The organism is Kluyvera sichuanensis (assembly GCF_014218705.1).
GTDB lineage: Bacteria > Pseudomonadota > Gammaproteobacteria > Enterobacterales > Enterobacteriaceae > Kluyvera > Kluyvera sichuanensis.
This window is the reverse complement of the sequence record NZ_JABBJF010000009.1, coordinates 42,598-56,160: the sequence shown is the minus strand read 5'-3', so window position 1 is coordinate 56,160 and position 13,563 is coordinate 42,598. Positions and strand designations below refer to the sequence as shown.

General features: G+C 57.1%; 14 protein-coding genes. 8 read left to right on the top strand and 6 right to left on the bottom strand.

Annotated features, from left to right (window positions below; genetic code table 11):
* Window positions 1-6 precede the first annotated feature (6 nt).
* A complete protein-coding gene (locus HII27_RS12105) occupies window positions 7-306 on the top strand; it encodes a helix-turn-helix domain-containing protein (protein WP_185668117.1) in 300 nt (99 codons plus the stop codon).
* An 85-nt stretch (window positions 307-391) separates the two neighbouring features.
* On the top strand, window positions 392-1,576 hold the full coding sequence (gene nepI / locus HII27_RS12100; protein ID WP_185668116.1) for a purine ribonucleoside efflux pump NepI: 1,185 nt from the start codon (window positions 392-394) through the stop codon (window positions 1,574-1,576).
* Between the two features lie 92 nt (window positions 1,577-1,668).
* Here the strand turns inward: nepI and phnX are convergent, their stop codons facing one another.
* A complete protein-coding gene (gene phnX / locus HII27_RS12095; protein WP_185668115.1) occupies window positions 1,669-2,478 on the bottom strand; it encodes a phosphonoacetaldehyde hydrolase in 810 nt (269 codons plus the stop codon).
* A gap of 9 nt (window positions 2,479-2,487) precedes the next feature.
* Window positions 2,488-3,591 carry a 2-aminoethylphosphonate--pyruvate transaminase gene (phnW, locus tag HII27_RS12090; protein ID WP_185668114.1) on the bottom strand — a complete coding sequence of 368 codons (1,104 nt, stop codon included), beginning with the start codon at window positions 3,589-3,591 and terminating at the stop codon, window positions 2,488-2,490.
* A 141-nt stretch (window positions 3,592-3,732) separates the two neighbouring features.
* Between phnW and phnR the strand changes: the two genes are divergently transcribed.
* From phnR to phnV, 5 genes are all read left to right on the top strand, one after another.
* Window positions 3,733-4,452, top strand: coding sequence for a phosphonate utilization transcriptional regulator PhnR (gene phnR, locus HII27_RS12085; RefSeq protein ID WP_035895042.1), 720 nt, complete (start codon window positions 3,733-3,735; stop codon window positions 4,450-4,452).
* Between the two features lie 168 nt (window positions 4,453-4,620).
* Window positions 4,621-5,634, top strand: coding sequence for a 2-aminoethylphosphonate ABC transporter substrate-binding protein (phnS, locus tag HII27_RS12080; protein ID WP_185668113.1), 1,014 nt, complete (start codon window positions 4,621-4,623; stop codon window positions 5,632-5,634).
* 5 nt (window positions 5,635-5,639) lie between these two features.
* Window positions 5,640-6,749: a 2-aminoethylphosphonate ABC transport system ATP-binding subunit PhnT gene (gene phnT / locus HII27_RS12075; RefSeq protein WP_185668112.1), complete on the top strand. Its 1,110-nt coding sequence runs from the start codon at window positions 5,640-5,642 to the stop codon at window positions 6,747-6,749.
* A gap of 2 nt (window positions 6,750-6,751) precedes the next feature.
* On the top strand, window positions 6,752-7,612 hold the full coding sequence (gene phnU / locus HII27_RS12070; RefSeq protein ID WP_185668111.1) for a 2-aminoethylphosphonate ABC transporter permease subunit: 861 nt from the start codon (window positions 6,752-6,754) through the stop codon (window positions 7,610-7,612).
* Between the two features lie 2 nt (window positions 7,613-7,614).
* Window positions 7,615-8,412: a 2-aminoethylphosphonate ABC transport system, membrane component PhnV gene (gene phnV / locus HII27_RS12065; protein WP_185668110.1), complete on the top strand. Its 798-nt coding sequence runs from the start codon at window positions 7,615-7,617 to the stop codon at window positions 8,410-8,412.
* Between the two features lie 258 nt (window positions 8,413-8,670).
* Here phnV and HII27_RS12060 read toward each other — a convergent pair whose 3' ends face one another.
* The 3 genes from HII27_RS12060 to HII27_RS12050 all read right to left on the bottom strand — a co-directional run bounded on the left by HII27_RS12060 (window position 8,671) and on the right by HII27_RS12050 (window position 11,453).
* Window positions 8,671-10,059: a carbohydrate porin gene (locus tag HII27_RS12060; RefSeq protein ID WP_185668109.1), complete on the bottom strand. Its 1,389-nt coding sequence runs from the start codon at window positions 10,057-10,059 to the stop codon at window positions 8,671-8,673.
* A gap of 162 nt (window positions 10,060-10,221) precedes the next feature.
* Window positions 10,222-10,524 carry a PTS lactose/cellobiose transporter subunit IIA gene (locus HII27_RS12055; RefSeq protein WP_185668108.1) on the bottom strand — a complete coding sequence of 101 codons (303 nt, stop codon included), beginning with the start codon at window positions 10,522-10,524 and terminating at the stop codon, window positions 10,222-10,224.
* A 635-nt stretch (window positions 10,525-11,159) separates the two neighbouring features.
* Entirely contained in the window at window positions 11,160-11,453 is a 294-nt protein-coding gene (locus tag HII27_RS12050) for a YicS family protein (protein ID WP_185668107.1), read from the bottom strand.
* 208 nt (window positions 11,454-11,661) lie between these two features.
* Here HII27_RS12050 and HII27_RS12045 point away from each other — a divergent pair, with 208 nt between their 5' ends.
* Complete coding sequence (locus HII27_RS12045) at window positions 11,662-12,579, top strand: Rpn family recombination-promoting nuclease/putative transposase (RefSeq protein WP_185668106.1); 918 nt, start codon at window positions 11,662-11,664, stop codon at window positions 12,577-12,579.
* A gap of 39 nt (window positions 12,580-12,618) precedes the next feature.
* On the opposite strand, the gene HII27_RS12040 is transcribed toward HII27_RS12045, so the two are convergent.
* On the bottom strand, window positions 12,619-13,521 hold the full coding sequence (locus tag HII27_RS12040; protein WP_185668105.1) for an EamA family transporter: 903 nt from the start codon (window positions 13,519-13,521) through the stop codon (window positions 12,619-12,621).
* Window positions 13,522-13,563 lie beyond the last annotated feature (42 nt).

Below are 13,563 nucleotides of genomic sequence, written 5' to 3'. Positions count from 1 at the left end.
ATGATGATGGCGACCCTTAAAGAGCTAATGGATAAACAGAGCCCGGAAAGTCAGGCGCGAATCGCTGAGAAAGTCGAAGCGTTACGCCAGACCGTCACGTTAAGCATGCTGCGCGAAGAACTCAACCTGTCTCAGGCGGAGTTGGCTACCGCAATGGGCGTAAAGCAACCCACCGTTGCGAAGATGGAACAGGCAGAGAACGATCCACGTTTGTCGACGCTGAGGCGTTACGTCGCAGCGCTCGGCGGAGAGATCAGCATTGATGTCACGCTGCCAACGGGAAAGAAGATAGCGTTCCATCTTTAATCGTTGCCAAAACGTTAAATCCATCACACTTAAGATGTTACACTGCGCATCCTTTCCGCAAAAACACCGCGCAGGTAACAAAAAAATGAGTGAGCATAGTGAAGCAAAGCCCCGCACAGAGGGCGTTCTGCGGCCGAACTGGTCGGCGGTTTTTGCCGTGGCATTTTGTGTGGCCTGCCTGATTACCGTGGAATTTTTACCCGTCAGCCTGCTGACGCCGATGGCAGAAGATCTGGGGATTTCTGAAGGCGTGGCCGGTCAGTCGGTCACCGTAACGGCGTTCGTCGCCATGTTCTCCAGCCTGTTTGTCACGCAGATTATCGGTAGCCTCGATCGTCGCTACGTGGTGATTCTATTTTCCGTTCTGTTAACGCTCTCCTGTCTGCTGGTGTCGTTTGCCAACTCGTTTACCCTGCTGCTGATGGGCCGCGCCTGTCTGGGGCTGGCACTGGGCGGCTTCTGGGCGATGTCGGCTTCGCTGACCATGCGCCTGGTACCGGCGCGAACGGTGCCTAAAGCGCTGTCGGTTATCTTTGGTGCGGTCTCTATCGCGCTGGTGATTGCCGCGCCGCTCGGCAGCTTCCTGGGCGGCATTATTGGCTGGCGCAACGTGTTTAACGCGGCAGCGGTGATGGGCGTGGTGTGTATCTTTTGGGTGGTGAAAGCGCTGCCGTCGCTGCCGGGGGAACCGGCGCACCACAAGCAGAATATGTTTAGCCTGCTGCAGCGTCCCGGCGTGATGGCGGGGATGATCGCCATCTTTATGTCTTTTGCCGGGCAGTTCGCCTTCTTTACCTATATTCGCCCAATCTATATGAACCTGACGGGCTTTGGCGTCGACGGCCTGACCTTAGTGCTGTTGAGCTTCGGGATTGCCAGCTTTATCGGCACCTCATTCTCGGCGGTTATTCTGAAGCGCTCGGTCAAACTGGCGCTGGCCGGTGCGCCGCTGATTCTGGCGATAAGCGCGCTGGTGCTGACGCTGTGGGGAAGCGAAAAGGCCGTGGCGGCAGGTATCGCCATTATCTGGGGGCTGGCGTTCGCGCTGGTGCCGGTGGGCTGGTCAACGTGGATCACCCGCTCGCTGGCCGACCAGGCGGAGAAAGCGGGGTCGATTCAGGTGGCGGTTATCCAGCTGGCGAATACCTGCGGGGCGGCGATTGGTGGTTTAGCGCTGGACCGTCTGGGGCTGACGTCACCGCTGATGCTCTCCGGGGCGTTGATGCTGCTGACCGCGCTACTGGTGACGGCGAAGGTACGGATTAAATAACCGCGCGGTTGAATAATCGTGTAGCCCGGCCAAGCGAAGCGCCGCCGGGAATGGCCCCGGGGTCGGCATAAATGCCTCGCCCGGGCTACCTGTTACGGGCGTTCGCCCTTTGCCAGCCGCGCATTAATCTCGGCAATCACGCCCGGTAAATCCGCCAGCGAATCCACCACGTAATGCGCCCCGGCGGCATACAGCTTGCTGGCGGCGTGCTCGCGGCGGGTAGCAATCTCTGCAACGGGCATCGCCTGATACTCCTCCCACGTCGCGCCGAACTCATTGCCCGACACCGCAAGCCCTACGGTCCACATCCCGGCATTTAGCCCCTCGGTAATGCCCGGTGCGGCATCGTCCACCTTCACGCAGCGGCTCACCGCATCGATACCCAGCGTAATCACGTTTTGCAGTGCCATCCACGGCCCCGGACGCCCGCCCGCCGCAAGATCGTCAGTAGCGACCCAACAATCCGGCGCGTAGCCGTGCTCGGCAGCGGCGGGCACCAGGCGCTCCATCACCGCACGCGGGTAGCCGGAGCAGGAGCCAATCTTGATGCCGGCGTTACGCAGTGCCGCAATCGTGTCGATAACCCCGGCGATCGGCGCGGAAAAATCGACAACTTTGGCAATTTGCAGCGGCATAAAGGTGGCATAAATCTCATCGATATCTGCCGCATTCATCGCGCGGCCAAACTTCGCCTGCCAGCGGGCATCGACGGACGGCAGTTTGCCCAGCGCTTCAATATGCTGCCACTTGCCCAGCCCCATCGGCACGCGTGCTTCGGCAAGCGTTATCTCCACGCCAAACGCCCGGCGGAAAGCTTCGACAAAAATCTGCGTCGGCGCAAAGGAGCCAAAATCGACGGTGGTGCCCGCCCAATCGAGAATAACGGCGTTAATACGGTTCATGATGGCTCCTTATTTTGTCCAGTACATCGCATGGCGAACGGCGGTCAGCAGGGCAGCGATATCGGCGTCATACACCTCACCGATGTTGCCGATCCGGAAACAGTCGCTCTGTGATACCTTGCCCGGATAGATAACAAACCCCTGATCTTTCAGGCGGCTATAAAACGCTTTAAAGCGGTACTGCGGGTCTTCTGGAGAATAGAACGCGGTGATGATCGGTGAATGCAGTGCGTCGTCCAGCAGGGTGGTAAAGCCCAGTTCCCGCATACCGGCAACCAGGTTGCGCTGGTTTTGCTGATAGCGCTGATAACGCGCCGCCACGCCGCCTTCTTCCGCCAGCTCTTTCAGCGCCTGAGCAAACGCCAGCACGGTATGGGTTGGCGAGGTGAATCGCCATTTGCCGTGGTTATCTTCCATGCAGCGCCACTGGGCGTAGAGATCCAGCGACAGCGAGCGGGAGCGGCCTTTGCACGCGGCGAGTTTGTCCGCGCGGGCAATCACGAAGGCAAAGCCCGGCACGCCCTGAATGCATTTGTTGGCGGAGCTAATCAGGAAATCGATATTCAGCTCGGCAATATCCATCGGAATACCGCCGAAGCTGCTCATCGCGTCCACGATATAGGTTTTGCCGTACTGACGGGCCAGCACGCCGACCTCATCAATCGGGTTGAGCATCCCGGTGGTGGTTTCGCTGTGTACCATGGCGATATGGGTGATCGCCGGGTCGGTTTTGAGGATCTCAGCGATCGCCTGCACGTCCGGGTGGGACACTTCGCTGCAGTCATAGGCGTGATGGGCGATATCCATCATCCCCGCCATCTCCACCATGCGAGCGCCGTAGGCACCGTTGCTGACAATCAGCACCTTATCCTGCTTGCCGAGCGCGCTGCCCAGCACCGCTTCCACAGCGTAGCTGCCGCTGCCCTGCAGAAGCACGGAGGTGTAGCCGTCAGCGGCGGTTGCCAGTTCAGTCAACTGCTGGCGGATAGATTCCACCACGCCGATATTGTAATCATCGTCCCAGGTGCAGCTATCGAACAGCATCGCTTCTTTCACGGTGCGTGAGGTGGTCAGTGGGCCGGGGGTCAGCAGCAGATAGTTACGCGAAGTCATGTTATTTACCTTTGGTCTATACCAGATTTGCATTTATCATGACGATCTTTTCGGCAAAGGGTCAAAGGGAAAATGGCTCTGCAACAAAAAATTCATCTGCGTCTGTATAATGGCGGCAGAGAAAAGTGACAGCGAGCGACTATGAAAGCGATTCCGGGCGATGTCCCACAGTACCTGTTGATCAAGGCGCAGCTGCAGGCGCGCATCCAGAGCGGCGCGCTGAAAAGCGGCGATAAGCTGCCGTCTGAACGTGAACTGTGCGCGATCTTCAACACCACGCGTATCACCATTCGCGAAAGCCTGGCGCAGCTGGAGGCCAGCGGGCTTATCTGGCGCGCCGACCGTCGCGGCTGGTTTGTCACGCCGGAACGCCTGTGGCTCGACCCGACCCAGAACACCAACTTCCACAAGCTGTGCCGCGAGCAGGGCCGTGAGCCGAAAACCGCGCTGCTGAGCGGCGTGCTGACCACCGTGCCGGTGGAGGCGATGGAGCCGTTACAGCTTCAGCCGTTTGACCAAATCTACCTGCTGACCCGTCTGCGCTACGCCGATGGCCGCGCTGTCTGCTACAGCGAAAACCACTGTCTGCCCGCCCGCGTGCCGGAGCTGTTGCAGTACGATCTCAACGGCAGCCTGACCGAGGTGTATGAGTCGCACTACAACCTTGTCTATACCAGTATGCATCTGTCGTTTTACCCGACCGCCATGCCAGCGCAGGCCGCGCAGGCGTTGGGCGTGATGGAAGGGCGCCCGGCGCTGCTGCTGCGCCGTCTTAACTACGATCAGCACGGGCGCGTGCTCGATCTGGATATTGAATACTGGCGTCACGATAGCCTGCGTATTGAGGTGGATACCCACTAACCGCCGTTTGCCGGATGGCGTTGCTGCGCGCCATATCCGGCCTACAAACGATCCTGCCGATTCGCGCATCAATAAATCCTTCATCGTATTGTCACAAAAGCCGTTTAGCGTAAAAAGCAAATCTGGTATAGGCCAGAAACACAAAACGCACGCTATGAGGCTATTACGATGAAACTTTCCCGACTTGCTCTGCTGTCTGTTTTTGCCCTCGCCAGCGCCCCGTCATGGGCGGAATCGGTGGTCACGGTTTACTCCATCGACGGACTGCACGACGGTGACAACAGCTGGTATCAGTCACAGTTCGACGCGTTCACCAAAGCGACCGGCATTACCGTGCGCTACGTTGAAGGCGGCGGCGGCGTGGTGGTGGAGCGCCTGGCGAAAGAGCGCACTAACCCGCAGGCCGACGTGCTGGTGACCGCACCGCCGTTCATTCAGCGTGCCGCTTCTGAAAAACTGCTGGCAAGCTTTAAAACCGACGCCGCCAGTGCGATTCCGGATGCCAACGACCTCTACTCGCCGCTGGTGAAGAACTACCTGAGCTTTATCTACAACGGCAAGGTGCTGAAAACCGCCCCGGCCACCTGGCAGAGCCTCCTCGACGGCCAGTTCAAAAACAAACTCCAGTACTCCACCCCAGGCCAGGCCGCTGACGGCACGGCAGTAATGCTGCAGGCCTTCCACAGCTTCGGCAGCAAAGACGCCGGGTTTGATTATCTCGGCAAACTGCAGGCCAACAACGTCGGGCCATCCGCTTCTACCGGCAAGCTGACCGCGCTGGTCAATAAAGGCGAACTGTATGTGGCGAACGGTGACCTGCAGATGAACCTCGCGCAGATGGAACGTAACCCGAACGTGAAAATCTTCTGGCCTGCTAACGACAAAGGCGAGCGCAGCGCGCTGGCTATCCCGTACGTGATTGGCTTAGTTCAGGGCGCGCCGGAGAGTGAAAACGGCAAGAAACTGATTAACTTCCTGCTGAGCAAAGAGGCGCAAACCAGCGTCAGCGCGCTCTCCTGGGGGATGCCGGTGCGTAGCGACGTGACCCCGAGTGACGATCACTATAAAGCGGCAACCGCCGCGATGGCGGGCGTGCAGAGCTGGCAGCCAAACTGGGATGACGTCGCCGTCTCGCTGTCAGCAGACATCTCCCGCTGGCATAAAGTGACCGATAGCGAGTAAGCCTGATGCTGATGAAAACGACCGCCGTTCCTGCCCCTGCAATGCAGGGGACCTCGGGGATTGTCCTCGACTCGCTGCGCGTGGCGTACCACGGCAACGTGGTGCTTAAACCGCTCTCTTTGACGATTGAACCCGGCGAAGTGCTGGCGCTGATTGGCCCTTCCGGCTCTGGAAAAACCACGGTGCTGCGCGCGGTGGCGGGCTTTGTCCAGCCTGCGGGCGGTCGCATTCTCATCGGCGATACGGACGTCACTCAGTTGCCGCCTTATAAACGCGGGCTGGCGATGGTGGTGCAGAACTACGCGCTGTTCCCGCATATGAAGGTGGAAGATAACGTTGCCTTTGGCCTGCGCGCGCAAAAGCAGCCAAAGGCGCTGATTAAGGAACGCGTGACCCAGGCGCTGAAAACGGTCGGCATGAGCGACTATGCCACCCGTTATCCGCACCAGCTGTCCGGCGGCCAGCAGCAGCGCGTGGCGATTGCCCGCGCTATTGCCGTGCGCCCGCGGGTGCTGCTGCTGGATGAACCGCTCTCGGCGCTGGACGCGCAGATTCGCCACAACATGGTAGAGGAAATTGCCCGCCTGCACCGCGAACTGCCGGAACTCACCATTCTCTACGTCACCCACGACCAGACCGAAGCGCTCACCCTGGCGGATAAAATCGGCATCATGAAGGACGGCTCGATGATCGCCCACGGCGAAACCCGTACGCTGTACCGTCATCCACCGAACCGTTTTGCTGCCGAGTTTTTAGGGCGCGCCAATATTCTTTCCGCCACCGCGCTGGGCATCACGGATGCACCGGGGCTGGTGGACGTGAGCTGCGGCGGCACGGTGATCCGCGCCTTCAGCCAGGGCAGCCATCACGGTTACAACAAGCTGCTGTGCATTCGCCCACAGCACCTGAGCCTGGCGCCGCGCTCGGCCGTCAGCAACCGCTTTAATGCCACGCTGCAATCGGTGAACTGGCAGGGGGATCTCACCCATCTGCTGTGCGATGTGACTGGTGAAGCGGTGCGTATTGTCCTGACGCACGTGGACCCGCTGCCGAAACCCGGCGACAAGCTGGCGCTATGGTTCGAACCCGATGATGCGGTTTTGATTGAGGTATAACGATGTCGCTCTCTCTGACCCAGACCAAACCGCTGCCCAACCTGCGCCCGCTGCTGTGGCTGTTGTTGCCGCTTTTGGTGCTGACCACGCTGTTCTTCTGGCCGCTTTCGCTGATCGTCGAGCAGGCGCTGCGCGACGCCAACGGCAGCGTCGGGCTGGACACCTTCTGGCAGGTGATTGAATCCCGGCGCTTTGTCAGCGCGCTGATGAACACCCTGCAAATTGCGCTGACCGCTACCGCAGGCTGCCTGCTGCTGGGCAGCGTGCTGTCGTTGATTCTGGTGTTTATTCCGTTTCCCGGCAGCGAACTGATTGGCCGGGTGGTGGATACCTTTATCGCGCTGCCCACTTTCCTGATAACCCTGGCTTTCACCTTTATTTATGGCTCGGCAGGGCTGCTCAACGGCACGTTGATGCATCTGTTCGCCTTCGAGCTACCGCCGGTGGATTTCCTCTATTCGATGCAGGGGGTGATTCTGGCGGAGATCACCGTCTTCACCCCGCTGGTGATGCGCCCGTTGATGGCGGCGCTGCGCCAGATTGATAAAAGCCAGCTTGAGGCCGCCAGTATTCTCGGCGCGCATCCTCTGCGGGTGATTGCGCAGGTGATCTTCCCGGCGGCGCTACCGGCGCTGATGGCGGGCGGCAGCCTGTGTCTGCTGCTGACCACCAACGAATTCGGCATCGTGCTGTTTATCGGCGCGAAAGGGGTCAATACGCTGCCGATGATGGTCTACAGCAAAGCAATCCTGGAGTCCGACTATAGCGTCGCCTGCATGATTGCGTTGATTAACATTGTGCTGTCGCTGGGGCTGTTCTCGCTCTACCGCCTGGCGGCCGCGCGAACGGGCGTAAGGGGATAACCATGTTGATTTGGTCGCGCAAAGGGCGCGTTGCGGCGGGCGTGGTTGCTACCGCGCTTGCCAGCGTCTTCTTTTTCCTACCGCTGGCGGTGATTTTAATGTCCAGCCTGAGCCAGCAGTGGAACGGCATCCTGCCCAGCGGTTTCACGCTCAACCATTTTGTTAATGCCTTTCGCGGTGCGGCGTGGGATGCGCTGCTTGCCAGCCTGATGATTGGTTTTTGCGCCAGCCTGTTTGCGCTGCTGTGCGGTGTTTGGGCGGCGCTGGCGCTGCGTCAGTACAGCGGCAAGGTGCAAAAGGGGCTGAGCATGTTGTTCTATTTGCCGAGTGCGATTCCTTCGGTCTCCGTCGGGCTTGGCATTCTGGTGGCCTTCAGCCAGGGGCCGCTGCAGATGAACGGCACGCTGTGGATTGTGCTGGTGGCGCACTTTGTCTTGATCTCCGCGTTCACCTTCAGCAACGTTTCCACCGGGCTAGCGCGGGTGTCTGCCGATATTGAAAATGTCGCTTCAAGCCTTGGTGCCTCGCCGTGGTATCGCCTGCGTCACGTCACGCTGCCGCTGCTGATGCCGTGGATGGTGTCGGCGCTGGCGTTGAGCCTTTCGCTATCGATGGGGGAACTGGGGGCGACGATGATGATCTACCCGCCGGGCTGGACGACGCTGCCAGTGGCCATCTTTAGCCTGACCGATCGCGGCAATATTGCCGACGGCGCAGCGCTGACTATTGTGCTGGTGGCGATGACGCTGCTGCTGATGATGAAGCTGGAGCGTATAGCGAAACGGTTAGGGCAGAAATAAAAAACCTCTCCCTTAAAAAGGGAGAGGGAGCACATTGGTGCCGCTGAAGTACTGTGAAATAAAGCACCACACTCAACGGTCCCCTCGCCCCTTTGGGGAGAGGGTTAGGGTGAGGGGAAAAAGAGGGCACATTGCACAGGAAGATCCCCTCTCCCCCTTTAGTGAGAAGGTGGGGGTGAGGGGCGTATGTTGGCTCGAAAGTCAAACCCTCACCCCAACCCTCCCCGTAAAAGGGGAGAGAGGGTTTATCACACGAACTTAGAACCAGGCTTCAAACATCCCGCCGAAGTTCAGCGAATCCAGCTGCTCGTCCTGCGTTCCGTTCACCTTCGCCGTACGCTTGTTATCCACCTGACCGCCGGTCACGTAGAAGCGCAGCATTGGGCGGAATTCCGGGCCCATACCAATCGCGATGTTCTGCGACAGGGTCAGCTTCCAACCGTGGTTATCACCGCCCTGATCGTAATCTACGCGCTGGTAACCCGCTTCCAGCCAGGTGGAGTGCACGTCGTTCCAGAAGTACATTGGACGAACGATCGCGCCGTAGTTTTTACGGTTGTCGGTGTTGTCTTTGCTGTTGTCGTAGTCGTGGAAGGCCAACAGGTATTCCACCTGCGCCTGCTGGGTGAACTTATAGTTACCTTCGAAGCTGGCGTAGATAGCGGTCAGCCCGTCAGTTTTGTTGAATACGCTGTTATCCGAGTTATCGGAGTAGCGCAGGATAACTTTGTTCACGCCGCTGTCGTCGCTGTTGGTGTGGCTGAACAGCAGGCCGCCCTGCCAGGCATCAAGCTGCTTGTCGTTATCCACTGCTTTAGAGTCGAAACCGTAGTTAGCGTAAACCTCAACGTCAATCGGGCCCGCTTTGATGTTGTGGGTTTTGGTGGTCAGCGCGTAGTGGCCGTCGTCACCGGTGTCAGAGTTACCGGTACAGGTGATGCGCGATGGGTTAGACGCATCGGCCATCACTTCCGGGCTACAGGATTTCACCTGCGACACGGTAGCGACGTCGAACTGCACGCCGCCCACGTCAAAGTTTTTCACCCCTGCGCCCTGGCCGTCGTGGTTCATCCAGAAGTAGTCGTTGATACCCTGTTGTGGACGCTGGTGGAAGTCGCGGCCCGCCCAGATATAGGCGTTAGGGTTAGATTCCAGTACGTTGGTGACGCCAACGTAGGCTTTTTTCAGGTTAACTTCGTCACTCCAGTGGTCGAACATGACGTTGATATCCCAGATCGCGCCTTTGCTGCTCTTAAAGGCTTTCGTTAGCTGGAATTCACCGCCGTTCCCTTCGTTACCCAGACGACCAATTGCTGAGGCACCGTTATAGGAACCGTCCACGCCGACGTATTTCTGGTCGCCGGCCTGGAAGTGTGCACCGTAGCGCGCATAGCCGCTGAACTTCAGGCCGAACGGCACGGCCATATCTGGCGTTTGTGCGGCGCTTTGCGGGTTGGTTTCCAGATCCACTTTTTTGGCCTGGGCGGCATCCATCTTAGCCTGGCGGTCTGCCAGCGCTTTATCGACGGCCTTGGCCACAATGGCGTCAATTTGTTCCTGAGTAAACTCTTGTGCCATTGCAGAGGAAAGCGGGCAAAGGGCGGCAATAACCGCCATAGCTAATGGAAGTTTTTTTACAGTTTTCATGGTTATCTCAAATTAATTAATTATATTTTCAGACAATAACCATCCCGTTCGGGTGGATAACTATCATCGCCACCAAAACAAGCTGATTTTATTTATTTTCTCGTAGGGTACCGTTAAATCGTTAGCGTAATTAATGTCTCCGAAGTTAAATGAAATTTAATATTAACGTTGGTAAAGATGAATGATTTCTTCCGAAAGTTCACGAGCAAGTAACGAATTCATCAAATGATCCTGCGCGTGTACCATAATTAGGGTCATGGGCTGACGCGCGTCACCTGCATCCTGCTCAATAAGCCGGGTTTGCATATGGTGCGCCTGACGGGCATAGCCATCGGCTTCCCGCAGGAGATTTCTGGCTTCCTCCATTTCACCCTGTCGTGCGGCGTGTAGCGCCTCAAAGCACAGCGATCTGGACTGGCCCGCGTTAATGATTATTTCCATTACCGCGTCCTCTAACCTAACCATAATAATATCCTCTAACTATTTAAAGTTATGATAAAAAGAGGTCGGAAATAATATATCAATGCTTACTGTTAAATTTATCTGACTTAACTAACGGTTCCAGGTTATGGCGCAGTTGATTTTAACGCCTGCACTTTGTTTTTCATTAATGAACGACTTTCGGGGTACAGCAATAGTCAATACATGGCCGCAGAGGTCAGCATATAAATAACGCACATGACCACCGTGTTTAGCGTCCATAAATAATGGTTCGCGAAACCACGAGTGATAACGAGAGTTCATTTAAACATCTTTTTCGCGCGCTGAATAAATCAGCGGCAGAGCATAATTTTGTTCATTGATGCCCATCCTCTAAATGTAAAAAGTTATTGCGATTGTGATTTGATATGAAACTGAAACCGGTTTCTATTCATAAAATCAAGAAGTGTGACATCCATCAATTTCTCATGCTTATGAGACTAATTATTTCGTCCTGGCTCACAGAAAATTGTCGTTTGGGGGTGAGAGAAATGCGCATCAATTGGACAAGTCATGTCAGAGGGGCGGGAGGTAAGCCTGATAAGCGTAGCGCCATCAGGCTTGGTGCGGCACGTTGCCGGATAGCGGCTTCGCCTTATCCGGCCGACGCTGACTCGATGCTATTGGGTCGGGCACTGAATGCTGTTAATCGCCTTCTCATAGGCAGAGCGATCGTTCTTATCCAGCGCCCGCGTGGCGCTCTGCACCGCGGTTTTGTTGTCTTTTGACTCCAGCACGCGGTTGGCAAACTGCGTATCGCTCAGCCCACTGCTGGCAGGGCAGTTCTGCTTCACGTCCTTCACCACCTGCTGTTTTTGCTGCTCAAACTTAAGACCTTCCAGCGGTGAGGCCAGTGCCACGGCGGGCAGCAGCAGGGAGATGGCGAGCGAAACAACAATACTGACTTTTTTCATTGCGAATATCCTTATGTTCATGCGCTTAGTTAACTATAGACGCATTCCTCGGCACGTCATTTTGCGAGGCGCTTTCCGGTCAAATGAAGGTGTTGCACTGGTACGCTAAAACCTTCCGTAGCGGCTCGTAGAAGCGGTAATTCGCGCCTGCTTTCTCGGCATCTTGTACGTAGAGTCCTACCATTAGCTCTCTGGGTGACGGAACGCCATGACCACCTCCACACCGCACGATGCGGTCTTCAAACAGTTTTTATGCCACCCGGAAACGGCGCGGGATTTTTTGGCTATTCATCTGCCGGAGGCGTTGCGAGCGCTGTGCGACTTGCAAACGCTAACGCTGGCATCCGGCAGCTTCATTGAGCCGAGTCTCCGTGCCTATTATTCCGATGTATTGTGGTCGTTACAGACCACGGAAGGTGAAGGCTATATCTACGTGGTGATTGAACACCAAAGTTCACCTGACCCGCATATGGCCTTCCGGCTGTTGCGCTACGCACTGTCGGCGATGCAGCGTCATCTGGATGCAGGCCACCCGACGCTACCGTTGGTGATCCCCATGCTTTTTTATCACGGCATGCAAAGCCCCTATCCCTTCTCGCTGTGCTGGCTGGATGAGTTCGCGAATCCGGCGGCGGCTCGCGCGCTGTATGCAGACGCATTTCCGCTAGTCGATATCACGGTGGTGCCTGACGACGAGATTATGCATCACCGGCGAATCGCGCTGCTGGAGCTGGTGCAAAAGCATATTCGTCAGCGCGATCTGCTGGGGCTGGTGGATAAACTCGCCCTGTTGCTGGTTACGGGATGTGCTAATGACAGCCAGATGGAAGCGCTGTTTAATTATTTGCTGCGGTCAGGAGATGCGGTGCGCTTTCATGAGTTTCTCCAGGCTGCGGTAGCGCGTTTACCTGAACAGAAGGAGAAGATGATGACGATTGCGGAGAGACTGCGCGAAGAGGGGCATCTGGCGGGATTGCAGGTGGGGGTTCAGCAGGGGTTGCAGCAGGGTATCCAGCAAGAGGCGCAGCGCATTGCCCGTACCATGCTGGAAAACGGAATAGATCGCGCTCTGGTTGAAATGATAACAGGGCTTTCGGCTGACGAAATTGCCTCGCTGTGCCACTAAAATCTGACCCGATAGCTCGCGCTATCGGGCAGCACACTGCTACGCCGTTTTCGTTCTGCGGCGTGAGTCCAGGGAAATCAGCACCACCGAGGAGAGGATCAGTAGCGTGCCTAGCCAGTCTGGCAGGGTGAAACTGATACCTAACAGCAGCAGCGACAGTAACGCGCTGCTGAGCGGCTCGGCGCAGCTGAGGATGCTGGCTTTCGGGCCGCCGATCATCTGTGCGCCTTTAAGGTACAGGCTGAAGGTGAGGGAGGTGCCAATCACCACCAGGTAGAAGAAAGCCAGCAGCAGGTTGCCGGTAATCACCACGTTTGCACCATCTCCCGCGTAGAACGGCAGCAGCATCGCGCCGCCGAGCAGCATGCTCCAGCCGACGATCGGCAGTGTGCCGTAGCGGGCGATCAGCGTGGAAGGATAGGTGGTGTAGAACGCGGCGGCGAAGGCCGAGGCGATCCCCCAGAACAGCGCCGCGCCGGAAATCGATAGCGACGTTGGGTCGCCGTGGGTGACCAGCAAAAACGTACCGATAAGCGAGGTCGCAATGGCGGCAAAGACAAAGCGCCCTGGGCGCGCTTTGCGCACAATGGCGAACCAGGCGACGATAATGGTTGGCGACAGGAACTGCAAAATGGTCGCCGTGGCGGCGTTGGATTTTTCAATCGCCAGCAGGAAGGTGAGCTGAACGGTCATTGCGCCGACCAGGGAGAAGAGCAGCAGGCTGAGAATGTCTTTACGCTCTTTCAGGATGCGGAAAATGCCATCGCCGTGCAGGAAAGAGAACGTCAGCAGGATAAAGCCACCGGAGAGCAGGCGGATCATCGTCAGAAACGGCGACGGCATCTGACTGTGCTCCATGATGTACTGCGCACAAACGCCTGAACTTCCCCACAATATCGCTGCAACTAAGACGTTCAGCATCCCTTTTCTGGTGGCACCCATTTTTCCTCAACCCTGTCATATGATTTTATTCTGGCGGGCATC